Here is a 22,970-nt window from a genome sequence, read left to right on the forward strand (position 1 = left end):
GGCGCCAGGCTCTGGTACCTGCCGCCCTATTCACCGGATCTCAATCCGATCGAGCAGGCCTTCGCCAAGATCAAACAATGGATGCGTCAGGCCCAAAAACGTACCGTCGAGGACACATGGCGCCACATCGGCCACCTCGTCCAAACCATCGAGGCAGCCGAATGCACGAACTACTTCGCAAACGCCGGATATGCTTCCGTCAAAACGTGAAAGAGTCTAGCTGAGGCAGCTTCTCATCCCCCAGCGCCCTGACACGATCGGTCAGCGTGCTTTGCGGCAATACGCCGACCGCGACTCCCGCAGCAATCGCGGCCCGAACCCCCGAGATGCTCTGACTGGTGCAAACGATCCGATAGTCCAGTCCGGATTTCCGGAGGAGATCGAGACAGCGCTCTCTCCACCAGCAAGCCTTGTCGAACAGCGCCACGGGCAGAGGCCGCCGGGTCTCGACACTGTGGAAAGCGGAGCCGGCCCACACAGCGCGCTCACTATGAACGACGACGTCGCCGTCCGAAACTCGCTCAGGGGAGTGCAAGGCGATATCCAATTCGTCGGCAGCGAGCGCATGCGGAAAATCCATGCTCGAACTGCATCGCACGAAAATTCGGGCCGTGGGCTCCTCCTCTGTGAAGGTGGCCAGAATAGACGGTAGAATTGTGTCGCCATATTCCTCGGGTATACCGAGTCGAATTTCTTCCTCGGCTGGCGCCCCGCGCAGATCGGCCACCACCTGGTTCAGCATTTCGACGACATCGCGAGCGACAGGCAGCAAGCGTTCGCCGGCAGCAGTCATGGCAACTCCGCGCCCGTGCCTTTCAAATACGCGCTGCCCGATGGCACTCTCCAGCTTCTGCACTTGGAGGCTGACAGCGGACTGCGTTCGAAACAGGCGAGCCGCGCCGCCGCTAAGACTCCCTGCCCTGGCAACAGATAGGAACGTACGCAGCAATTCGCTGTCCAGTTGAGTGCTTTTACCATCGCCAACGCTCATAGCTGATATTTAAGCTATTCGTTTCAGATATGGAAGCTCGCGCTATATGGATGGCACAAAGAGGGTGATGCCATGATCGTCGCGCTTCCGAGGTTCCAACGAAGGCAACTCATTTGGGCGACCGCGGCTGTTCTGACAGCTGCTGTCGCGCTCACTTGGCCGCAACGGGCATATGGGACGCTCCATTTCGTCCTGCAGAGTTTCATGGACGTCGCGTTGATGATTGCCGTCGGGCTGATCATCTCGGCCTGGGTTGCGGCCAGTGGAGCGGCGACCGTTACGGCGCGATGGTTCAAGGGACGCCCTGTCGCAACTGTTTTGATCGCGTCGGCAATCGGCCCCGTGACACCCGTGTGCGGCGTAACGGTGCTGCCGCTCACGACCGGATTTCTTGCGTCCGGCGTTCCGCTTGCGCCCATTATGGCCTTTTGGCTTTCCTCTCCTATTACGGGCCCCACAATGCTCACCGCGACTTGGGCGCTGCTAGGCCCTGGTTTCGCCATCGGAAAGATGCTGGCAGCTTTTGCTTTGGGAGTCATTTCGGGCGCGATGACAGCTCTGCTTGCCCGTACGCAGATGGTCCAAAACCCGTTGCGGGCATCGGGAATCGGGCAGATGAGACTGTGTGGCACATGTATGCCAACGGATCTTTGTTTCAGAATTTGGCGCGACCCGGGGCGTATGCGTGGATTTGGAGAAAATCTCGTTTCCACGACTAGAACCGTCGTGATCTGTTTAACGGTTGCCTTTTCGGCTGAATTCCTGCTCCGCGATCTACTACCGTCCGAGGTCCTCACCGCTTACGTCGGTGCAAACTCTCATTATGCCATCCCGCTTGCGGTGCTGGTCGGCGCACCAATGTATCTTGATGGTGTTGCGGCACTGCCGCTGGTTCAAGGTCTGCTTGACCTCGGCATGTCACCCGGCGCCGCAATGGCGCTCCTCGTTTCAGGAGGCGCGGTAAGCATTTGGGGTGTTATGGCTGTGGCTTTGGTTCTTAGGCCCTCAACCATCGCCCTGTTCGTCGCGCTCGCGGTTTTAGGGTCATTGGTCATTGGCTATGTCTTCCAAGCGCTCTGGCCGCTACTTTCGTAAGCACCGGCTGCCTCCCGAAAGCCCCAAGGCGAGATGTCCCGCCGGATTGAGCGCCCGGCACTAAAGCCCGGCCGCCGCGCCCGTCTGCCGGGTCAGCATGAACGCCTCGCGGATGGCGTTCTCCATGCCGTCGATGGCATCGCCGGTCGCCAACGGATTGCGGTGCAGGACGACATTGGAGGAATCGATGTCGCCGAAGCCGTCGGCGGCCGTCAGCTCGCGGCAATCAGGCGGGATGTTGCTGCGCGAGATCGGCGCGATCGCCAGGCCTGAAGTGACCGCGAGCGTCAGGCCGCCATTGGTGTCGCTGGTGTAGGCGACGCGGTAGTCGAGGCCGCGCTGCTGCAGCGACTTGATGGCGAAGTCGCGGCACCAGCCGTTGCGGCTGTAAAGCGCGATCGGCACCGGCCGCTCCTCATGCATGTGGTGCAGCGTCGATGTCACCCAGACCGTCGGGTCGTGCATCAGCACCTCGCCGCCGGAAGAACCCTCCCATTCGAACACCACCGCAAGATCGAGCTCACCGGCCGCGAGCGCCCGCACCTGCGAATCCGAATGCGCGTAGCGCACCGTGACCTCGACGCGCGGGTGCCGCTTGGCAAATTCGCCCAGCGCCCGCGACAGGATCGAACGTCCATATTCGGCCGGGATGCCGATGCGCACCAGGCCGCCGAGCGGCGGCGCCACCAGCGAGGCCGCCGTTTCGTCGAGCAGCGAGACGATCCGGCGCGCATTGACGATGAGCTCGCCGCCGCGGCGCGTCAACGCCACGCCGCGCGAGCCGCGCTCGAACAGATCGTCGCCGACCATGTCCTCGAGCTTCTTCATCTGCATCGATACGGCCGATTGCGTGCGTCCGGCTTTCTCCGCTGCACGCGTGAAATTGCCGGTCTCGGCCACCGCGACGAAGGTGCGCAGGAGGTCGCTATCGAGGACTGGTCTCATCGGAGTCGCCATAAGGAAATTTGATTGCTGGCATCATTCCAATTCGTTTGCAACATGTCAAACGCCGCGGGATAGTCACGACACCCATTGGATATGCGACCGCGAAATCGGCCGCGGACCAATCGAAGAGTCCTCACTCGTGCCCGCTGCCTGAAAACGGTGGCGGGTTCTTTTTCGCTGGATCGACCATGCAAAACCGGACGGTGCTTGGCATTCTGAGCCTCTGCCTCGGCGTGTTGGTCTTTTCGCTGCAGGATCCGCTGGTGAAGGCGGTGTCGGCCGGCTATCCGGTGACCGAGGTGATGGCGATCCGCGCCCTCGTCGCGCTGCCGATCCTGATCGTCATCGTCCAGGCCGATGTCGGCCTGAAGGCGGTGCTGTCGAATCGCTTCGGCATGCTGACGCTGCGCGCCTTCATCCAGTTCTCGTCCTACACGGTCTATTATCTGGCGATCGCCGCACTGCCGCTGGCCGATGCGGTGGCGCTCTACTTCATGGCGCCGCTGTTCATCATGGCGATGGCCGGTCCCTATCTCGGCGAGCGCGTCTCGTGGAAAACGCTGTCTACGGTGCTGATCGGCCTGGTCGGCGTGCTTGTGATGGTGCGTCCCGGCGCCGGCGTGTTCGACTGGGCGGCGCTTTTGTCGCTGGGCTCGGCTTTCCTCTACGGCTTTTCGCAACTGATGGCGCGCCGCATCGGCGACACCGAATCGTCGACGGTAATGGCCTTCTACCAGAACGGAGCCTATCTCAGCGGCGCCGTCGCCGTGGCAACCGTCTTCCACCTTGCCGGCATCACCCATGCGGCGCATCCGAGCGTCGAATTCCTGGTGCGGCCATGGGTTTGGCCGACAATGCCGGATTTCCTGAAGATGGCAGCCTGCGGCCTCGTGGCTTCGGCCGGCATGATCCTGTTGTCGCAGGCCTACCGGATGGCGCCGGCCAACCGCGTCGCGACCTTCGAATATACCGGCATCCTGTGGTCGCCGCTGTGGGGCTTCCTGTTCTTCGCCGAAGTGCCGCGCGAAACCACCGTGCTGGGCGCGGCGCTGATCATCGGCGCCGGCCTGCTTGCGCTCAGCGGCGGGCGTCGGCGAAGTGCCGCGCCGGCGGCCGGCGCGGTTTCAAGCGAAGCAGCTTAACGCCTTGCCGACGCGGGCGCGGATCTCGGCGAGCGTGAAGGGCTTTTGCACGACATCGAGGATGATACCGTTCAGTTCCTCGGCGCGCTCGCGCTGGTCGGCATAGCCGGTCATCAGCATGATCTTCATCGTCGGGAACTCTCTTGCGGCGGCAGTCGCCATTTCGATGCCGTCCATCTCCGGCATGCGGATGTCGGACACCACCAGATCGTAGCCGCCTCGGGCTTGCCGGATCATGACCAGCCCCTGCGCGCCATCGGTGGCGACGGTGACATTATGGCCGTCGCGCTCCAGCGCGCGGGCGGCGAGGGTGCGGACGGACTCATCGTCCTCGACGATCAGAAGCTTTGCCATGCCGAGATAGATGCCGCCGAAACGTTGATGTTTTCTGAAAATTCTAACGATCGGCAGTTTTTCGGAAGGACCTCGGCACCTCTCAGACCTCGCTCTTCACCACCCCGACAAAGGGCAGCTCGCGGAATGCATGGGCGACATCCATGCCGTAGCCGACGACGAAATAGTCCGGGCAGTCGAAGCCGACATAGTCGGCGTTGAGCGAGGTTTGGCGGCGCATCCGCTTGTCGAGCAGCACCGCGATGGCACAGCTCTTGGCGCCGCGCGAAAGCATCAGGTCGCGGGTGTAGGAAAGCGTCTTGCCGGATTCCAGTATGTCGTCGATCAACAGCACGTCGCGGCCGGCGACTTCGTTGTCGATGTCGCGCAACACCCTGACCTCGCCGCTCGTGGTGCCGGCGCCATAGCTGGAGATGAAGATGAACTCGACTTCCGGCGACAGGCCGACATCATGCATGGCGCGGATGAGATCGGCGGCGAAGACGAACGAGCCCTTGAGGATCGAGATCACCAGCAGGTCGTGGTAGTCGCGCCCGGCGATCTCCTTGGCGAGCTCGAGATTGCGGCGCGCGATCGCCGATGCCGAAAACAGAACCTCGATGTCCTTGCCGCGCACGACTGGCATAGCTTTCTCCTTCAAGATCGGCAGCAACGTCGGTAGACGGGTTGAGATTCAGGTCAAGCCGAGCCGAACCGGAGCGGAGCGTACGTTCTAGTACGTGAGCACCGGAAGCGCAGGAAGCCGCTATTTGCAGGCCGGCCTCACCTGAATATCGACCCGTCTAGCCGGCGAAGACGACTGCGACGGTCCTGATGCCGTCTTTAGGCACATCCAAGCGGCTGGAAAAGCCGAATCTTTCGCCGGGCGCCAGGGAACGGTTGGACGTCCCCAGCCTATAGCGGACGATGTTGGCATTGTTGTCGGTGACGCGGATCTCGAGCGGCGGCAGCGTTTCCCGCCGCACCCCGTCATTCGCCGCCTCCCCGTCCACGAACAGCACCGGCTTCAAGCCCGACGCATCGATGCGCGACGTCACGCCGGAAATGGTGAGCGCGCTCGCCGGCGCGGCGGTCGTCCAAAAGGGACTCTGCCGGACCAGCGCATGCCCTCCCGACACCCAGAAGGAGATCAGCGCTATGCCGACGCCGGCGATCCAGAATATCGGACCGCCGCGTGAAGACCGCGACGGCACGGCCTCCGGCTTGCGCAGCATGCCCATGCCTTCGACGGCCGGCGTCGGCGGGCTCTGCGGCGGGGCCGCCGCCGGCGCCGCGGCAAAACGCGGCAGCACCACATAGTCGGCATCGACGATATCGGCAGCATCGAAAATGACGCGCTCCGCCGCGGCATTTGTTGCCGGACCGGCCATGATTTCGCCGGAAACAAGGCGCGCGGTTCTCTCGTCAGCCATTACGGCACCAATGCAGTCTTCGTTTCTTTTGCGTAAACGGAATTGGTTAACGCTTCCCCACCGGAATGGCTTTGATGCACACCGAAAACGCCGCAAAATTAACCGCCGGTTAACCATGCCGGCGGATGGTCTGTTAAAGTAGATTGTGGCGCGTCGCCGCCGAAAGTTTCAGGTCGCCGAACGTGATCCGCTTCGAAAATGTCGGCCTCCGCTATGGCATGGGTCCGGAAATCCTCCGCGACATTTCCCTGCACATTCCGGAGCGCTCCTTTCAGTTCCTGAGCGGCCCTTCGGGCGCCGGCAAGACGACGTTGCTGCGCCTTTTGTTCATGTCGCTGAAGCCGACACGCGGGCTGATCACCATCTTCGGCAAGGACCGTTCGCGCATCTCGCGCAGCGAGTTGCCGTTGCTGCGCCGCCGCATCGGCGTGGTGTTCCAGGATTTCCGCCTGCTCGACCATATGACCACCTACGAGAATGTCGCGCTGCCCTTGCGCGTGCGCGGGCGCGAGGAGGCGAGCTACCGCACCGACGTGACCGAGCTTCTGAAATGGGTCGGCCTCGGCGACCGCATGCATGTGCTGCCGCCGGTGCTGTCGGGCGGCGAGAAGCAGCGCGCCGCTATCGCCCGCGCGCTGATCGAACAGCCGGAGATCCTTTTAGCCGACGAGCCCACCGGCAATGTCGACCCGCCGCTGGCGCGCCGTCTGCTCAGGCTGTTCATAGAGCTCAACCGGCTGGGCACCGCGGTGGTGATCGCCACCCACGACCTTGGCCTGATGGAGCAGGTCGACGCGCGACGGATGATTCTGGCCGGCGGAAGGTTGGACGTCTATGACTGACCTTCCGGCCGATCACCTCCATGAGGGAGCCGAGACGCCGGCAACGGTCCGGCGTGTGCAGCGCAAGACGGCGCCGATCGTGCCGGCCCAGAACATCGCCGGCCGGGCGCTGGTGCTGGTCATCGCCATCATGACCTTCCTGTCCTGCCTCACCTTCGGCGCCGTGACGCTGGTGCACGATACCGCGTCGAACTGGGAGAACCAGATCTCGCGTGAGGCGACGATCCAGATCAAGCCCGCCGACGGTCTCGACATGGACGCGGCCCTTGCGCAGGCCTCGCAGATCGCCAGCGAGTTCCCCGGCGTGAAGGGCACCAAGATCATCGACCGCGACGCGACGGCGCGCCTTCTGGAGCCATGGCTGGGCAGCGGCCTCAACATCGACGAGCTGCCGGTGCCGCGCCTTATCATCGTCACCATCGACGAGGCCAGCCCGCCGGACTTCGCCGCCATGCGCGCCGCCATCACGCCCAAGATCCCGACCGCCGCGCTCGACGACCATCGCACCTGGGTCGATCGCCTGGTCGCCATGGCGCACACGACGGTGACGATCGGCATCGCCGTTTTGGTGCTGATGCTGTCGGCGACGGTGCTGACGGTGGTGTTCGCCACGCGCGGCGCCATGGCGGGCAACGGCCATATCATCGAGGTGTTGCATTTCGTCGGCGCCGAGGCGCGCTTCATCGCGCGCGAGTTCCGCTGGCATTTCCTGGTCACCGGCATGAAGGGCGCGGCCGCCGGCGGCGCTCTGGCGATCACCGTCTTCATCGTCTTTTCCTGGTGGTCGTCGCGCAACATGGCCACGCCCGAGGCCGACCAGGCGACCGCTTTGTTCGGCAATTTCGCCATCGGTTCGGCCGGTTATTTCGGGGTCGGCCTGATGGTGCTGGTGATCGGCGCGCTGACCGCGGCCACGTCGCATGCCACTGTCGTCGCCTATCTCAGCGACATCGATGTTCGCCAGCCGGATGCGGGCTGATGATGAGCTCAAACCGAAAACCGTCGCAAGGCGTTGTATACACACAAGACAACGATCACACACGGGATACGTGCCGTAACGCAATGTGCGCCGTCCCGCCTATCAATGGGGCCATTTCGGAGTTAACCATTAGAAGCTTTCAGGATTAACCTGGGGATGATGGAAGCGCGGGATTCTATCGAGACGGCTGGACGGATGCCGGCGATGCCCATGCGCAGCGCTGTCCCCGCCGGTTTCGGCCGTCTGCGGCTCGCTCTGCGCGTCTGCGGTTTCGTGGTTCTTGCCGCGCTGGTGCTTTTTGCCGGCGGCTTCGGCTGGTTTGCCGACAAGGTCAGCCACATGACGACCCCGACCAATCCGGCCAGGGCCGACGCTATCATCGTGCTCACCGGCGGTCAGTCGCGGCTCGACGCGGCGATGGACCTGCTGGCCTCCGGCAAGGGCGAACGATTGCTGATCAGCGGCGTCCACCCGTCGGCCACCAGGCGCCAGCTGCAGGCGGCGATGGGCGGCGACAAGCAGCTCTTCTCCTGCTGCGTCGACATCGACCGCGCCGCTCTCGACACCATCGGCAATGCCGAGGAAAGCGCCAAATGGGTGGAGAACCACGCCTATGGCAGCATCATCGTTGTCACCAACAACTACCACATGCCGCGCAGCCTGCTCGAGATGAGTCGGCTACTGCATGGCGCGCGCCTGGAGCCCTATCCGGTGGTCAACACCAATCTCGGCAATGGCGGTTGGCTGACCAAGCCGGAAGCGCTGCGCGTGCTGCTGACCGAATACAGCAAATATGTGCTGTCGCTGGCGCGCGGCTTCCTGCCGCTTCGTGCGACGCCTCAGGGCGTCACGCTGGCGGAAGCATCGACTGCGGTGAAGAACTAAATTTTAGCCGCCGCATTATCGCGCAAGCGGGCAATCTCCTGCTCCAGGCCGGCTATGCGCCGGTCGCGCTCGGCCAGCGCGGCCGCGACATCCGCCGCCTCGAAACGCTGGGGGATGTGCTGCGGGCAATTGGTATCCCAGGCGGTGACCGTGAACAGGATCGCCTGCTCCGGCCGCGCCTTGTAGTCCGCCGGCATCAGCCTCGTTATCAGCTCCGGGTCATTTTCAGCTACCTGCGCCCTGCCCCAGATCTTGATGCGCTGCCTGAGCATGTAGTCGATCAGGAACAGAAAGGCCCGGTCGTTGTCCTCCAGATTGCCCTGGGTGATGAACTGACGGTTGCCGGAGAAATCGGCAAAGCCGATCACCTGCTCATCCAGCACCTTGAGGAAGCCGGCCGGCCCGCCGCGATGCTGGATGTAGGGCTGGCCTTGGGCGTTTGCCGTCGCCAGGAACACGCTGGTCTGCGCTTCGATGAAGGCGGCGAGGTCCGGCGTGATCGTTGCCCGCCAGCCGCCGCGCTGCTCGATCCGCGCATAGGACTCGCGCGATCCCTTGCGGGACTGGATGGCCTTGACCGTCGGCGTGAAGGCGACGTCGCTGGTGGTGAATTCATTCATGCCGGCGCTCCTAGAGCATGATGCCGAAAAGTGTGAAGCGGTTTTCGGACGACATCATGCTCTATCTCCTTGATTTAGAGACGGATTCAGATTTCAGGTCGATTCGACCTGAAATCATCCGGCTCTAGGCAGGATCGCACGTCATTTAGCCTCTTCCGAAAATCGGATGTAGAGAGCATATTTGGAACTCATCCTTCCATATTTCGGGAGAATAATGGACCGCCTCGACGCCATGTCGCTGTTCGTCGCCACGGTGGAGGCCGGCAGCCTATCCGCCGCGGCGCGGCGCGCGAGCGTGCCGCTGGCGACCGTCAGCAGAAAACTTTCCGAACTGGAGAAGCACTTGGGGACGCGCCTGCTCAACCGCTCGACGCGGCGCCTGACGCTGACCGACGCCGGCCAGACCTATCTTGCCGCCTGCCGCCGTATCCTCGACGAGGTGAGCGAAGCCGAACGCATGGCGGCCGGCGAATATTCGAGCCCGACCGGCGAGTTGGTCATCACGGCGCCGGTCGTCTTCGGGCGCCTGCACGTGCTGCCGGTGATCACCGGTTTTCTCGCCGTCTATCCGCAAGTGGACGTCCGCCTGACCTTGTCGGACCGGATCACCCAACTGGTCGAGGAGCATATCGATTTGGCCGTACGCATCGGCGAGCTGCCGGATTCGGCCATGGTCGCGATCCGCGTCGGCTCGATCCGCCGCATCGTCTGCGCAAGTCCCGCCTATCTCGCCATGCATGGCACGCCGGAGCAACCGCCGGAGCTGGCGGGCCACAACTGCATCACCTTCGAAGGTCTTACCACTCCCGCGACATGGAGCTTCGGGACAGGCAAGGCGGAAACCACGGTTCCAGTCCGCTCGCGGCTGCAGGTGAACACCGCCGAGGCGGCGATCGATGCCGCGATCGCTGGCCTCGGCCTGACGAAAGTTCTCTCCTATCAGGCCGATGCCGCCGTGCGCGCCGGCGCGCTGCGGGTGGTGTTGGAGCCGTTGGAGCCGCCGCCCTGGCCGGTAAGCCTTGTCCATGCCGGCCGGGGCCGGCTGCCGGTGAAGCTGCGCGCCTTCCTCGATTTCGCCGCGCCGCGCCTGAAGGAGCGGCTGGCTCGGTCACTTTAAGCAATTCGAGGAAAAGCATCGCGGTCAGGTTCGGCGACTTCGCAGTAACCCTCCGTCCGAAATTGCGGCGAACAAGAGTGGCCGGCATTCGACCACCGTGCCGTTTCCTTTTTGCCGCCGCTTGGTGTAACCAACGCACACTTCCTCACGGGCCCCTTGCATGCTCATCATCCGCTCGCTGGCGTTCAACCTCGTTTTCTATCTCAGCCTGATCGTTCAGATGATCTTCTGGACGCCTTTCTATTTCCTGTCGCCGCGCCACCGCGCCTGGTTCGTGCCGAAATTCTGGTCGCGCACCTCGATGTGGCTCTATGACAAGATCGCCGCGACGAAAAGCGAGATCACCGGTGTCGAGAACCTGCCCGAAGGCTCCTTCATCCTGGCGCCGAAGCACCAGTCCTTCTGGGACGCGATCGCCTTCTTCCCTTATCTCGACGACGCGCTCTACATCCTGAAGCGCGAGCTGACCTGGATCCCCTTCTTTGGCTGGTACATCATGAAGATGCGCATGATCCCGGTCGACCGCGGCAGCCGTTCGAAAGCGCTGAAGGCGGTCGTCGTCGCGACCAGGCAGGAGATGAACCGCAATCCGCGCCAGCTCATCATCTACCCCGAAGGCACACGCCGGCCGCCGGGCGCCGAGCCGTCCTACAAATACGGCATCGTCGAGCTCTACACGCAGCTCGGCGTTCCCGTGGTCCCGGTGGCTCATGTCGCGGGCCTCTACTGGCCGCGCCGCAAGTTCATGCGCTATCCGGGCACCATCAAGGCCCGTTTTCTGCCCGCGATCCCGCCTGGGCTCGGCAAGGAGGAATTCATGCAGCGGCTGATCGGCGAAACCGAAGCCGCCTGCGATCAGCTTTTGGTCGAGGCGGCGCAAGCGCCGAACCCGCCGCCCATGCCGCCGACCGCGGTCAAGCGCCTGGCCGAACTCGGCGTAACCGCGAAGTCCTGATCGGTTACCGCAGCGCCGCCAGCAGAGTTGTCAGCACCAGCGTCGCCGCAAACACCAGATTGATGATCCGCGAAGCCAGGGGATGGCGCAGGAACCGCGCGAAAGCCGTTCCGGCGAGCAGCCACACGACATGGATGGCGACGATCATCGCGGTAAGCACCAGCAGCCTGGTGGAAACGCCAAGCGGATCGTCCTGCGAGGCGGCGCCGGCGAAGACAGCGGCGATCGCCACATAGGCTTTCGGATTGGCGACGGCGAGCATGAAGCCGCCGGGAAAATCGGGCTTGGTCGCCGTGCTGCCACGCTCGGCCAATGGCGGCGCGGTCGCGATCCTGAAGGCGAGATAAAGGATGTAGGCAGCCGAAAGGATCGCCAGCGCCGTGGCCAGGCCGGGCATCGAGGCGAGCATGCCGACGATGCCCGCGGCGACGACCAGAAGCACGGCGATCGTTCCAAGAACCACGCCCCATGTGTAACTCAGCGAAGCGCGCAGACCGAAAGCCGCGCCGACCGCGGTCACGCTGATGGTCGCGGGTCCCGGGCTGCCCATGACGACCGTCGCCGCCAGCACCAGCGCCAGTACTTGCTGCCAGGGCTGCGCTCCAGACAGAGCTTCTCCGGCCATGCCGAACCTCAATTCCTACCGCGTTGCGGCAAGGAATTATCGCGAGGTTCCTGCATGGTCTTGGACGATCGTGCGCGGACTTGCCTGACCGGGCGTGTTGCTAGGAGCTGGCGCGATCGAGGGCGGCGATGTCATCCGCTAAAAGCTTGAGCGATGCGGCGCGGATCAAACTGTCCATCTGGGCCGGCGTCGTGGCGCTGGCGATCGGGGCAGCGATGCCCGGACGCGCGATGATCCAGGCCAGCGCCACTTCCGCCTGCTTTGCCGAATGGCGCTCGGCCACGGCATCGAGCGCGGCAAGGATGCGCATGCCGCGCTCGTTGAGATAGCCGGCCACGCCCTCGCCGCGCGCGCTTTGGCCGAGATCGGCCTTGCTGCGGTATTTGCCGCTCAAAAATCCCTTGGCCAGGCTGAAATAGGTGATGACGCCGATATCCTCGGCCTTGCAGAGGTCGAGCAGCGGCCCGTCGAGCGAGGAGCGGTCGTACAGATTGTATTCAGGCTGCAGAACCTCGTAGCGCGGCAGGCTGCGCAGGCTGGCGACGTCGAGCGCGGCGCGTAGCTGTCCGGCATCGAGATTGGAGCAGCCGGGATAGCGGATCTTGCCCTTTTCGAGCAGGCGCTGATAGGCGCCGAGCGTTTCCTCATAGGGAGTGGCTGGATCGGGCCAGTGCGACAGGTAAAGGTCGATGGCATCGACCTGCAGCCGCTTCAGCGACGCATCGACCGCTTTTTCGATATAGGCGGCAGAGAGGTCCTTCTTGCCTTGCCCCATATCGGAGCCGACCTTGGTGATGACGATGACCTTGTCGCGGTTGCCGCGGCTCTTCATCCAATTGCCGATGATGGTTTCCGATTCGCCGCCCTTGTTGCCGGGAACCCAGCGCGAATAGGAATCGGCCGTATCGACGGCGTTCAGGCCCGCGCCGACGAACCGGTCAAGCAGGTCGAAAGAGGTCTTCTCGTCGGCGGTCCAGCCGAAGACGTTGCCGCCCAGGACCAGCGGCGCGATGAAAAGATCGGTTCGACCGAGACGACGTTTCTGCAAGACTTGATCTCCATTGTGCTGGAACGGGCCTGACGCCCAGGGATGGGATGCCGCTAAGCTAGGTCGTGGCCGACCGAGGTCAAAGGCATGGTTTTGCTTTTTGATCGGACCAGAGCAATTCCAGCAAAAGTGTGTCGCGGTGTTGCGTCCCGAATTGCGTAAACAAAAAGCCGCTCACGAAGGCTCGACCTGGCGGCCCACCTCCTCCAGCCAGTGATCGCGGATTCCCAGCGCCTCGAGATGCTCGAGCGTGCTCAAGACATAGTCCTCGTTCCGCCCGGATTGGCCAACGGCGCCGCGAACGAGTTCCGCCGCGTGACCGGCGTCGAGCGCGCCGGCATATTGCTCATGCCGCCGGTCGACGATGTAGGCGACCGCCTCAACCATGCCGCCGCCATCCAGCCGGATGTCGAGCACGCGTTCGAGATAGACGCTGGTCACCAGCTCGCGCTCGCGCAGATAGGAAAGCACCTCGTCGCGCAAATTGCCGGGGACACGATAAGCCAGGCCGATGCAGGAGCCGCCTCGGTCGAGGCCGAGCACCAGGCCCGGCCGCCCGCGCGTGCCGCGATGCACGAAGGAATAGACGCAAAGCGAGCGGCGATAGCCGTAAAGCCGGGCACGGCGCGTCTCGACATGGGCAAATCCGGGCCGCCAGATCAGCGACCCATAGCCAAAAACCCAAAAATCGCCCATATCGCCAAGCCTGATCGCATTCGAGTGAACGACACCGCACCGCCGGGGTGCTTCTTCTGTCTCCCGCTCGTTCGCGTGAGAGTGAACCGTCCCGCTCGCCACATGAGGGGTTACCGAGAGCCGCAGCATGACGTCAAGTGACGAGCGATCGCCCAAACCCCGCCGCCGGTTGCTTTGGCTCGCGGCGCTCATCGTCGTGCTGTTTGCCATCTACAGCGGCGGCTGGTTCTATCTGGCCGACAGGCTCAAGACCGAGGCCGACCAGGCGGTGGCGCGGCTGGGCAGCAAGGGCATCGCCGCCGGCTGCGCCAACCTCACCGTCAGCGGCTATCCGATGAGCTTCACGGTCTCCTGCGACAACATCGCCTACGAGGACGACGCCCGGAAGGTCGCCGCCTCCACAGGAAGCTTCAATGCCGTCGCCGGGATCACCGGGCCCTTGTCGCCGGTCGCCGAGCTGCGCGGACCGCTGAGGACGATAGCGCCCGGCATGCCGCCGCTCTGGATCGACTGGGACCAGTTGCAGGCCAATGTCAAAGTTTGGTGGCCGCTGCCGCGCAGCGTCTCGCTGCGGGCTGAAGGCCTGAACGGTCAGACCGACCCGCAGGACGACACGGATCCGATGCAATTGTTCAGCGCCGGCAAGGCGGCCGGCCAATTGCAGCCGGTCGGCCAGGACATCAACTATGTCGGCAGCTTCGGCGATCTGGAGATCAACGCGGACGCCATCGACGGACGCGTGCTGCCGGCGCTGGATGGCAATGGCGACGTGACGCTGAAGAACGGCGTGGCGCTGATCGCAGCACCCCCGAAGAGCCTGCGCGGCCAGTCGATCGACATCGCCAAGCTCGACCTGTCATCGGGGACGGCGCGCATCACCGTGTCCGGGCCTGTCTCCGTCGACACGGATGGCCTGATCGACGCAAGTCTGACCATCAAGCTCAAGGACCCCAAGGCCGTGGCAGCCATCCTTGGCGGCGCCATCCCGGAGCACAAGAGCGAGATCGAGCAGGGATTTGCCGGCATCGCCATGCTTGGCAAGGAGCCGTCCTTGCCGCTCAAGATCGTCAAGAGCAAAGCTTCGCTGGGCTTTATCCCGCTTGGCAAAATCAAGCCGCTTGAATAATGCAACCATGGCGAAGCCGGTCAGACTGCTCAGCGTCGGCGCCTTCACCCTCGACACCATCCTTCGCGTCGAGACGCTGCCGGCGCATCAAGGCAAGTTCATCGCCAGCGACGGCGTCCAGATCGCCTCCGGCATGGCGACAAGCGCCGCCTGCGCCGCGCATCGCCTCGGCGCCGAGGTCTCGCTATGGGCGAGCGCCGGCGACGATGCGGTCGGCGACCAGCTGATCGCCGACATTCAGGCCGAAGGCGTCGACTGCAGCCTTATCCGCCGGGTTGCCGGCGCGCGTTCGGCGCTGGCCGCGATCGTGGTGGATGCGCATGGCGAGCGCATCATCGTCCCCTTCTACGACAACAAGGCGCAGGCTGATCCCGAAGCGCTGCCGCTTGCCGACCTCTCAGGCTTCGACGCCGTGCTGGTGGATGTCCGCTGGCCGGGCGCCGCGGCGCTGGCCTTGGGCGCGGCCAGATCGATCGGCCGTCCGGCGATCCTGGACGCCGACACCGCACCCGTGGAGGTACTGGAGCGGCTCTTGCCGTTGGCCTCGCACATCGTCGCCTCGGAGCCGGCGGCGCGCATCGTCTGCGGCCACGCGCTCGACCCCGAAAGCGCCTGCGCCGACCTCGCCTCGCGCACCGATGCCTTTGTCGCGGTGACCGGCGGGGCGGCCGGCACCTGGTGGCATGACCGGACGACCGGGCGCGTGCGCCATGTCGAGGCGCCGAAGGTCAAGGCTGTCGACACGCTTGCCGCCGGCGACGTCTTCCATGGCGCCTTTGCCGTCGGCCTCGCCGAGGCCATGCCGATGGAGGAGGCCCTGCGTTTTGCCAGCGCCGCCGCGGCGCTCAAATGCCTGCGCTTCGGCGGCCGCCTCGGCGCGCCGGACAGAGCCGAAACGCTGGCCTTGATGACGGCGCACTGGCCGTCATCGGGGCAGACGAAGGAAAACGCTTAGGGCTTTGCGCCGGGGTGCTCGACGGCCTGCCGGCCAAAATCCGGCACGTCGATATCCTGGCCAGCCTCGATGATCGAGCGGCGGATGGCGCGCGTGCGGGTGAAGAGGTCGAACAGCTTCTCGCCATCGCCCCAGCGGATCGCCCGCTGCAGCGAGGCGAGATCCTCCGAGAAACGCGCCAGCATCTCCAGGATCGCGTCCTTGTTGTGCAGGCACACGTCCCGCCACATGGTCGGATCGGAGGCGGCAAGGCGGGTGAAGTCGCGGAAACCGGAGGCGGAGTATTTGATGACCTCGCTCTTGGTCACCGCTTCCAGATCGTCCGCCGTGCCGACGATGTTGTAGGCGATGATATGCGGCAGATGCGACACGATCGCCAAGGTCATGTCGTGATGCTGCGGGTCCATCGTATCGATGTTGGAACCGCAGCGCCGCCAGAATTCCGAAAGCGTGTCGAGCGCGGACGGATCGGTGCCCGGCAGCGGCGTGAAGATGCACCAGCGGTTCTCGAAGAGATCGGCAAAGCCGGCATCGGGTCCGGACTTTTCCGTGCCGGCCAGCGGGTGTCCGGGGATGAAGTGCACGCCTTGCGGCACATGCGGCTGCATCTGCGCGATGACGGAAGCCTTGGTCGAGCCGACATCGGTAAGGATAGCGCCTTTCTTCAGCGCCGGCGCGATCTCGGCCGCGACCTCGCCGGACGAGCCGACCGGCACCGAGACGATGACGAGGTCGGCATCGCGCACCGCTTGCCTAGCATCCGTCGTGTAGGAATCGCCAAGGCCGAGCTCCTCGGCGCGCGTTAGCGTCGAGGCACTGCGCGTCGCGATGGCGATATGGCGCGCCAGGCCCTCGCGGCGGATGACGCGGGCAAGCGACGAGCCGATCAGGCCGATGCCGACCAGCGCTACTTTCTCGAACATCGGTGATGCCATGGTGTTCTAGCTTTTCAGGAAGGTCTTCAGCGCGTCGATGACGCCACGGTTGGCCTCCTCGGTGCCTACGCTCATGCGCAGCGCGTTGGGGAAGCCGTAGCCGGTCACGCGGCGCAGGATATAGCCGCGCGCGCTCAGATAATCGTCCGCGGCCGCCGCCGAATGTTTCTTGCTGTCGGGAAAATGGATCAGCACGAAATTGCCGACGCTGGGTGTGACGCGCAGGCCGAGCCCGGTAAGCTCGGCGCTGAGCCAGGCCAGCCATTTCTCGTTATGCGTCACGCTGCGCTCGATATGGGCGCGGTCGCGGATGGCGGCGATGCCCGCCTCGATCGCGGTCGCATTGACGTTGAACGGGCCGCGGATACGATTGATCGCATCGACGATATGCGCCGGCCCGTACATCCAGCCGATGCGCGCGCCGCCGAGGCCAAGCTTGGAGAAGGTGCGGGTCATCACCACGTTTTCGGAGCTGCCGGCGAGCTCGATGCCGGCCTCGTAGTCGTTGCGCCGCACATATTCGGCATAGGCCGCATCAAGCACCAGGAGCACGTTCTTCGGCAATGCCGCGTGCAGCCGGCGCACTTCCTGGAACGGCAAATAGGTGCCGGTCGGATTGTTGGGATTGGCGAGGAACACGATCCGCGTCGCCGGCGTCACCGCGGCCAAAATCGCATCGACATCGGCGCGCTCATCGGTTTCCTTCACCGCCACCGGCTTGGCTCCCGCCGCCTGGATATAGATCTTGTAGACCATGAAGGCGTGTTCGGTGAACACGGCCTCGTCGCCCGGCGCCAGATAGGTCTGCGCCAGCAGGCCAAGGATCTCGTCTGAGCCGTTGGAGCAGATGATGTTCGCCGGGTTCAGCCCGTGCACATCGGCGATCGCTTCGCGCAGCCGCCGCGCCGTGCCGTCAGGATAGACGTCGAGCTTCGCCGCCACTTCGCGCGCGGCCTCGATCGCCTTTGGCGACGGCCCGAGCGGGTTTTCGTTCGACGACAGTTTGTAGACTTTCGTCACGCCGGCCGGCGCGGTGCTTTTTCCCGGCACATAGGCCTCGATGTCCATGATGCCCGCGCGGGGCGTCGGACGGGGCTGATCCTGCTTCATGTCACAAATCCGTCGAGAAGGCCTTCAAGGCCGCAGCGGAAATACAGGCGACGGGCTGGAATGTCGAGTGCCGGCGCCTGGTGCCCGCCTCGCACCGCTAAGAGGCTACCCGTTGACGAAGCGCGGCGCTGGTCATAGAAGAACTGCTCAGACTTCCGTGGTGATTTGGCCGGTCGGCTTGCAGCCACGTTAAACAACTCGCTAAAGGGCCGTTTGCAACCTGTAACCGGCTTTGCGACGGCAATGCCGGTTTTTTGTTGTCCGCTGCCGGCCGGACAGCGCATCGGGACGAGACCGACGCGGCACAGGATGAGGACGGACATGGCCGCTCAGCGCGCTGCAAGAACCAAGGACGAGGTCGACCATCCGTCGAGCCCGGTGCTGCAGTTCGGCCCCGACAAGCCGCTGAAGCTCGACGCCGGCACCCTGCTCTCGCCCTTCCAGATCGCCTACCAGACCTACGGCACACTGAACGACGCGCGCTCCAACGCCATCCTCGTCTGCCACGCTCTGACCGGTGACCAGCACGTCGCCAACACCAATCCGGTGACCGGCAAGCCGGGCTGGTGGGAGGTACTGATCGGCCCCGGCAAGATCATCGACACCAACCGCTTCTTCGTCATCTGCTCCAACGTCGTCGGCGGCTGCCTCGGCTCGACCGGGCCGGCCTCGACCAACCCGGTCACCGGCAAGCCCTACGGGCTCGACCTGCCGATCATCACCATCCGCGACATGGTGCGCGCGCAGGCGATGCTCATCGATCATTTCGGCATCGAAAAGCTGTTTTGCGTGCTTGGCGGCTCGATGGGCGGCATGCAGGTACTGGAATGGGCCGCAAGCTACCCTGAGAGGGTCTTCTCGGCGCTGCCGATCGCCACCGGCGCCCGCCATTCCTCGCAGAACATCGCCTTCCACGAAGTCGGCCGGCAGGCCGTGATGGCCGATCCCGACTGGCATGGCGGCAAATATCTTGATTTCGGCAAGCGGCCGGAAAAGGGGCTGGCCGTCGCGCGCATGGCCGCCCACATCACCTATCTTTCCGAAGCCGCGCTCCACCGCAAATTCGGCCGCAATCTGCAGGACCGCGAGGCGCTTACCTTCGGCTTCGACGCCGATTTCCAGATCGAGAGTTATCTGCGCCACCAGGGCATGACTTTCGTCGACCGCTTCGACGCCAATTCCTACCTCTATCTGACCCGCGCGATGGACTATTTCGACCTTGCCGCCGATCACGGCGGGCGCCTCGCCGATGCCTTCGCCGGCACCAAGACGCGCTTCTGCCTGGTGTCCTTCACCAGCGACTGGCTGTTCCCGACCGAGGAGAGCCGTTCGATCGTGCATGCCTTGAACGCGGCGGGCGCTTCCGTCTCCTTCGTCGAGATCGAGACCGATCGCGGCCATGACGCCTTCCTGCTCGACGAGCCGGAGCTGTTCGCGGCCATCAACGGCTTCATCGCCTCCGCCGCCCGCGCCAGGGGGCTCAGCCTATGAGCGTCAATCGCGCCCAGCGTGTCGACCTGGAGGTCGTCACCGATCTTATTCCTGCCAATTCGCGAGTGCTCGATGTCGGCTCGGGCGACGGCGTGCTTCTGGAGCTCCTGCAGGAGACCAAGCAGGTCGACGGCCGAGGGCTGGAACTGTCGCAGCGCGGCGTCAACGAATGTGTGTCGCGCGGACTTTCGGTCATCCAGGGCGACGCCGACACGGATCTGAAATTCTACGCCGACAAGGGCTTCGACTTCGTCGTGCTCTCGCAGACGCTGCAGGCGACGCGCAATCCGAAGATCGTGCTCGATGAGTTGCTTCGGATCGGCAACCGCGCCATCGTATCCTTCCCCAATTTCGGTCACTGGCGCGTCCGCTTCTCGCTGCTGATCAAGGGCAGGATGCCGGTCACCAAGGACTTGCCCTATTCCTGGTACGACTCGCCCAACATCCATTTCTGCACCATCCGCGACTTCGTCAACCTATGCGAGGAGCTAGGCGCGACCGTCGAAAAGGCGACCGCCCTCGACGCCAACGGCCAGAAGATCGGCCTGTCGATGCCTTGGTGGTTCTGGAACTTCTTCGGCCAGCAGGCGGTGTTTTTGTTGAGACGCTGAGGGGAATGCACTTCGTTCGTCGATCACCGGCAGTGGTGGAAATTCCGCCAAACATTCTGTCCGAGCTACGGGCGGGAATTCTCATCTGCACGTCACCGCGCAGCGGCAGCAATCATCTCGCGGGATTGATGGCTTCTGCTGGGCTGGGTCATCCGCTGGAATGGTTTGGCGGGCGACGTCTGCTGGAGTTGCCGGGTTACCCGCGAGATCCCCGCGCGCAGCTTCTGCGTGCGCTCACGGACGGGCGATCTTCTACCGGAGTCTACGCAATCAAGCTCTTTGCGAGTCAGTTCACACAGCTTGCCAAGACGGTGAAACTGCCAGCCAGCCTTCCGAATTTGAACTATGTACGCTTGACCCGTGACGATCTGCTCGGCCAGGCGATCTCTTGGGCACGTGCGCGTCAAACCCGTGAATTTCGGTCCACCGAAATCAGTGATGTACCGCCACGCTATAACGGCCAGGCCATCGCAAAGTCTCTGGAAAAGCTTTTGATGGAGAACGTGGCATGGGACGGTTGGTTCGCTAAGAACGGGCTGTCCTTCCTCTCCCTGACTTACGAGCAGCTTCAGCGTGATCCGGCAGGGAGCCTGGCAAAACTCGCGCAGTTGGTGGATGTGGAGCTCAACTGGGATACCAAGCTCCAGTCAGGTCTCGAAGTCCAGCGCGATGCAATCAACGAAGAATGGCGAAAGCGTTTCCTGTCCGAGTATGCCGATCCGTCCAGCTTCCGGAACCGAACGATTAAATAGCTCCTTCAGCAAATTCTCAGTGCACAATTGCATCTCGATCATTTGACAGCACGCTGTCAGAGCTATAGCCACTGGTTTTGATAACTGGTTGGGTCGCGATGACTGTACATCCTACCTATTCTATCATCGTGGAGATGGAGAATGCCAAATCCATCGACTGGGATGAGATTGGCCTTGGGCTGAAAGCCTTGGCGCGCGAAATCGCCCAAGTTTCCGCTAACGGATTTGCGAGGCCGAAGGTCATTATTTCGCATGGCGGGCTCGAAACCGACGCCGTCTCATTGCGAAGCAGCATAGTGACCGAAGCGCCCCAATTGGCGCAGGTTGCCGATCTGACCTTCGCTGCCTGTCCCGGCGGCAGATACTACGACCTCAAGAACAACGGCATTCCGTGGAGCGAAGGAAACATCCTTGTTTTTCTCGATTCCGATACAGTTCCGGAACGAAGCTGGCTCTCAACTCTACTGAAACCCTTCGTAGACCGGCCTGAAACCATCTGCGTGAATGGGCACACCTATCTTTCATATGATGACTTCTTTTCGCGAACCTTCGCATTGATCTGGTTCTTCCCAATGGCCGAGGGAGATAAGAGGTTCGCCTCAAAGCGTGCTATCAACGCCAACAACGTTGCCTTCCGGCACGACTGGATATCCTGCCACCCATTTCCACCACATAACGGCTTTAAGGTCTCATGCACGCTGCTGATGCATCAGCTTTGGAGCGAAGGCCACAAAATAGTCAACGTGGACGCGCGCGTTCACCACTACTCGCCACGCGGCTGGCGCTTCTTCTTTTGGCGCGCGCTGGTGACCGGCAGAGATGCCGACAGAAAGTTCGTCGAGCTCCATTCCCCCACTCGCGCGCGGCGGGTCGTCAAGTCGTTCAGCCGCTGGGGAACCATGTCGTGGCGCACGATACGACGCGTCATAAGTCATGCGCCCAGAACGGGTATGCCGCATTGGCAAATCCCGTTTTCGCTGGCGGTCGGTTTGGCATTTTATACTCTGGCGTTTTTTGGCCATTTCAGCTTGGCGGCCGGCCTCGTTCGCGATGAGATCGAAATCGTGCCCGCCTATGTCGGGCACAGTTAAGCAGTTCAGTAAAGAGTGCAACCGTTGGGCTCGACCGTAGTGTTCAGTCGGGGATTGCGCAGAAACAAAGGACCCTGCCGATTTCCAGCGCAGGACACCAGTGCTGTTCTGCTAGCGCAGCGGCATTTCTCGGCTGGCCTGCGTGACACAAAGGTGGCTTTTTTGTAGCGTCGGCCGCAAATTAGGGGCGGGATACGGAGATAGGCATCAGACCCATCCGACAAACGCCAGATCCGACCGGTGGTGGCAGCCCGATGTCGAGCCCGGACGTTCCGCTGATCTCAGTGATCACGCCGACCCACAATCGGCGCAGCCAGGTCGTTCGCGCGGTGGAAAGCGTTCTGGCGCAGACACTTACCCGCTTTGAGCACATCGTGGTCGACGACGGTTCGACCGACGGGACGGCCGCCGCGCTCGCCGAGATCCGCGACCCGAGGCTGATCTATGTCGGCGCCAAATGGCGCGGGGCCAACGCCGCGCGCAATGCGGGCATAGAGCGCGCGCGGGCGCCGGTCGTGACGTTCCTTGATTCGGACGACGTCTATCTGCCGGACCGGCTGGAGCGGACGCTGGCGCGCTTCGACGCGAATCCTTCGCTCGAGGTCCTCATCAGCTCCTTCGTGTCGCTGAAAGGCGGCCGCAGCACCAAATGCATCAATCGCGACGCCTTCCTCGACAAGGGCACGCTGCAGCGCGCCCTTGTCTCGCAGACCATCTTCATTGCCGGTTCGGCGATCACGGCAAGGCACGAGGCGCTGCTCGCGATCGGCGGTTATGACAGCGACATCACGCGCATGCAGGATCGCGAGCTTCTGCTGCGCTTCGCCCAGCGCGGCGGCGCCATGCTGTCGCAGGACATCGACTGGAAGAAATACAATTCGGAGAATTCGATCTCCGGCCGCCGCGACGGCTATGTCCAGGCCTATGCCAATCTGATCGACAAGCATCCTTATATCGCCGACCGCTACCCCGACGTTCCGCCTTACATGATCGCGCGGCAGATCATCGCCGATATCCTCAAGGGCAGGTTTCCGCAGGCGTTTTCGGGCTATAACGCCAACCGGTCGTCCAAGTCGCTCGGCTACTCGCCGGCCGAACTCCTGCGCGGCTATATCGTCGGCCGCCGCTGGCGGCGCGACTGCTACGACGAGTTCCGCGCCAAATACGGCGCCCGGGCGCTCTGACCGCCTTTC

The 22,970-nt window shown here is 63.4% G+C and carries 26 protein-coding genes and 1 riboswitch; of the genes, 15 read left to right on the forward strand and 11 right to left on the reverse strand.

What is annotated here, in order from left to right:
* A partial coding sequence (locus P9273_RS25980) for a transposase (protein ID WP_278051342.1) occupies positions 1-210 on the forward strand: 210 nt, incomplete at its 5' end.
* Here the strand turns inward: P9273_RS25980 and P9273_RS25985 are convergent.
* Positions 200-991, reverse strand: a complete 792-nt coding sequence (locus P9273_RS25985; RefSeq protein ID WP_278051343.1) for a LysR family transcriptional regulator — start codon at positions 989-991, stop codon at positions 200-202. The two genes, P9273_RS25980 and P9273_RS25985, sit on opposite strands and share 11 nt — an antisense overlap.
* 72 nt (positions 992-1,063) lie before the next feature.
* On the opposite strand from P9273_RS25985, the gene P9273_RS25990 reads away from it, so the two are divergent.
* Complete coding sequence (locus P9273_RS25990) at positions 1,064-2,086, forward strand: permease (protein WP_278051344.1); 1,023 nt, start codon at positions 1,064-1,066, stop codon at positions 2,084-2,086.
* 60 nt (positions 2,087-2,146) lie between these two features.
* Here the strand turns inward: P9273_RS25990 and P9273_RS25995 are convergent, their stop codons facing one another.
* On the reverse strand, positions 2,147-3,031 hold the full coding sequence (locus tag P9273_RS25995; protein ID WP_278051345.1) for a LysR family transcriptional regulator: 885 nt from the start codon (positions 3,029-3,031) through the stop codon (positions 2,147-2,149).
* Between the two features lie 188 nt (positions 3,032-3,219).
* On the opposite strand from P9273_RS25995, the gene P9273_RS26000 reads away from it, so the two are divergent.
* Entirely contained in the window at positions 3,220-4,173 is a 954-nt protein-coding gene (locus tag P9273_RS26000; protein ID WP_278051346.1) for a DMT family transporter, read from the forward strand.
* Here the strand turns inward: P9273_RS26000 and P9273_RS26005 are convergent.
* From P9273_RS26005 to P9273_RS26015, 3 genes are all read right to left on the reverse strand, one after another.
* On the reverse strand, positions 4,156-4,527 hold the full coding sequence (locus tag P9273_RS26005; RefSeq protein WP_278051347.1) for a response regulator: 372 nt from the start codon (positions 4,525-4,527) through the stop codon (positions 4,156-4,158). The two genes, P9273_RS26000 and P9273_RS26005, sit on opposite strands and share 18 nt — an antisense overlap.
* Before the next feature lie 82 nt (positions 4,528-4,609).
* Positions 4,610-5,152 (reverse strand): hypoxanthine phosphoribosyltransferase, encoded by a 543-nt coding sequence (gene hpt, locus P9273_RS26010; protein ID WP_278051348.1) that lies wholly within the window; start codon positions 5,150-5,152, stop codon positions 4,610-4,612.
* A gap of 157 nt (positions 5,153-5,309) precedes the next feature.
* The gene (locus P9273_RS26015; RefSeq protein WP_040998574.1) at positions 5,310-5,939 is read right to left on the reverse strand and encodes a hypothetical protein; all 630 of its coding nucleotides are present in this window, start codon (positions 5,937-5,939) and stop codon (positions 5,310-5,312) included.
* A gap of 182 nt (positions 5,940-6,121) precedes the next feature.
* Between P9273_RS26015 and ftsE the strand changes: the two genes are divergently transcribed.
* The 3 genes from ftsE to P9273_RS26030 all read left to right on the forward strand — a co-directional run bounded on the left by ftsE (position 6,122) and on the right by P9273_RS26030 (position 8,645).
* On the forward strand, positions 6,122-6,781 hold the full coding sequence (ftsE, locus tag P9273_RS26020) for a cell division ATP-binding protein FtsE (protein WP_040998894.1): 660 nt from the start codon (positions 6,122-6,124) through the stop codon (positions 6,779-6,781).
* A complete protein-coding gene (locus P9273_RS26025; RefSeq protein ID WP_278051349.1) occupies positions 6,774-7,760 on the forward strand; it encodes a cell division protein FtsX in 987 nt (328 codons plus the stop codon). The genes ftsE and P9273_RS26025 overlap by 8 nt, the downstream gene beginning before the upstream one ends.
* A 210-nt stretch (positions 7,761-7,970) precedes the next feature.
* Complete coding sequence (locus P9273_RS26030) at positions 7,971-8,645, forward strand: YdcF family protein (RefSeq protein WP_278051350.1); 675 nt, start codon at positions 7,971-7,973, stop codon at positions 8,643-8,645.
* On the opposite strand, the gene P9273_RS26035 is transcribed toward P9273_RS26030, so the two are convergent.
* Positions 8,642-9,265 (reverse strand): pyridoxamine 5'-phosphate oxidase family protein, encoded by a 624-nt coding sequence (locus P9273_RS26035; RefSeq protein WP_278051351.1) that lies wholly within the window; start codon positions 9,263-9,265, stop codon positions 8,642-8,644. The two genes, P9273_RS26030 and P9273_RS26035, sit on opposite strands and share 4 nt — an antisense overlap.
* A 214-nt stretch (positions 9,266-9,479) precedes the next feature.
* Here P9273_RS26035 and P9273_RS26040 point away from each other — a divergent pair, with 214 nt between their 5' ends.
* The gene (locus tag P9273_RS26040) at positions 9,480-10,382 is read left to right on the forward strand and encodes a LysR family transcriptional regulator (RefSeq protein WP_278051352.1); all 903 of its coding nucleotides are present in this window, start codon (positions 9,480-9,482) and stop codon (positions 10,380-10,382) included.
* A gap of 160 nt (positions 10,383-10,542) precedes the next feature.
* A complete protein-coding gene (locus P9273_RS26045) occupies positions 10,543-11,337 on the forward strand; it encodes a lysophospholipid acyltransferase family protein (protein WP_278051353.1) in 795 nt (264 codons plus the stop codon).
* A 4-nt stretch (positions 11,338-11,341) separates the two neighbouring features.
* Here the strand turns inward: P9273_RS26045 and P9273_RS26050 are convergent, their stop codons facing one another.
* From P9273_RS26050 to P9273_RS26060, 3 genes are all read right to left on the reverse strand, one after another.
* Positions 11,342-11,962, reverse strand: coding sequence for a LysE family translocator (locus P9273_RS26050; protein WP_278051354.1), 621 nt, complete (start codon positions 11,960-11,962; stop codon positions 11,342-11,344).
* A 100-nt stretch (positions 11,963-12,062) separates the two neighbouring features.
* The gene (locus P9273_RS26055) at positions 12,063-13,010 is read right to left on the reverse strand and encodes an aldo/keto reductase (protein WP_278051355.1); all 948 of its coding nucleotides are present in this window, start codon (positions 13,008-13,010) and stop codon (positions 12,063-12,065) included.
* Positions 13,011-13,184: 174 nt separating this feature from the next.
* Positions 13,185-13,706, reverse strand: a complete 522-nt coding sequence (locus P9273_RS26060) for a gamma-glutamylcyclotransferase (RefSeq protein WP_278051356.1) — start codon at positions 13,704-13,706, stop codon at positions 13,185-13,187.
* A gap of 127 nt (positions 13,707-13,833) precedes the next feature.
* Between P9273_RS26060 and P9273_RS26065 the strand changes: the two genes are divergently transcribed.
* Together P9273_RS26065 and P9273_RS26070 are read left to right on the forward strand one after the other, a co-directional pair.
* The gene (locus P9273_RS26065) at positions 13,834-14,832 is read left to right on the forward strand and encodes a DUF2125 domain-containing protein (RefSeq protein ID WP_278051357.1); all 999 of its coding nucleotides are present in this window, start codon (positions 13,834-13,836) and stop codon (positions 14,830-14,832) included.
* A 7-nt stretch (positions 14,833-14,839) separates the two neighbouring features.
* Positions 14,840-15,787 (forward strand): sugar kinase, encoded by a 948-nt coding sequence (locus P9273_RS26070; RefSeq protein WP_278051358.1) that lies wholly within the window; start codon positions 14,840-14,842, stop codon positions 15,785-15,787.
* On the opposite strand, the gene P9273_RS26075 is transcribed toward P9273_RS26070, so the two are convergent.
* Together P9273_RS26075 and hisC are read right to left on the reverse strand one after the other, a co-directional pair.
* Positions 15,784-16,722, reverse strand: coding sequence for a prephenate/arogenate dehydrogenase family protein (locus tag P9273_RS26075; RefSeq protein WP_278051359.1), 939 nt, complete (start codon positions 16,720-16,722; stop codon positions 15,784-15,786). The two genes, P9273_RS26070 and P9273_RS26075, sit on opposite strands and share 4 nt — an antisense overlap.
* Before the next feature lie 6 nt (positions 16,723-16,728).
* Positions 16,729-17,832 (reverse strand): histidinol-phosphate transaminase, encoded by a 1,104-nt coding sequence (gene hisC, locus P9273_RS26080; RefSeq protein ID WP_278051360.1) that lies wholly within the window; start codon positions 17,830-17,832, stop codon positions 16,729-16,731.
* Positions 17,833-17,979: 147 nt separating this feature from the next.
* A riboswitch (SAM riboswitch) is annotated at positions 17,980-18,057 on the forward strand.
* A 96-nt stretch (positions 18,058-18,153) separates the two neighbouring features.
* Between hisC and metX the strand changes: the two genes are divergently transcribed.
* The 5 genes from metX (at position 18,154) to P9273_RS26105 (ending at position 22,961) form a co-directional block, all read left to right on the forward strand.
* Positions 18,154-19,323: a homoserine O-acetyltransferase MetX gene (metX, locus tag P9273_RS26085; RefSeq protein ID WP_040998601.1), complete on the forward strand. Its 1,170-nt coding sequence runs from the start codon at positions 18,154-18,156 to the stop codon at positions 19,321-19,323.
* Positions 19,320-19,934: a methionine biosynthesis protein MetW gene (metW, locus tag P9273_RS26090; RefSeq protein ID WP_278051361.1), complete on the forward strand. Its 615-nt coding sequence runs from the start codon at positions 19,320-19,322 to the stop codon at positions 19,932-19,934. Before metX ends, metW begins: the two co-directional genes overlap by 4 nt.
* Positions 19,883-20,686, forward strand: a complete 804-nt coding sequence (locus tag P9273_RS26095) for a Stf0 family sulfotransferase (RefSeq protein WP_278051362.1) — start codon at positions 19,883-19,885, stop codon at positions 20,684-20,686. Before metW ends, P9273_RS26095 begins: the two co-directional genes overlap by 52 nt.
* A gap of 98 nt (positions 20,687-20,784) precedes the next feature.
* A complete protein-coding gene (locus P9273_RS26100; RefSeq protein ID WP_278051363.1) occupies positions 20,785-21,777 on the forward strand; it encodes a glycosyltransferase family A protein in 993 nt (330 codons plus the stop codon).
* A gap of 254 nt (positions 21,778-22,031) precedes the next feature.
* The gene (locus tag P9273_RS26105) at positions 22,032-22,961 is read left to right on the forward strand and encodes a glycosyltransferase family 2 protein (protein WP_278051364.1); all 930 of its coding nucleotides are present in this window, start codon (positions 22,032-22,034) and stop codon (positions 22,959-22,961) included.
* Positions 22,962-22,970: the final 9 nt, after the last annotated feature.

Origin of the sequence: Mesorhizobium sp. WSM4935, from assembly GCF_029625735.1 — a bacterium.
Taxonomy (GTDB): Bacteria; Pseudomonadota; Alphaproteobacteria; order Rhizobiales; family Rhizobiaceae; genus Mesorhizobium.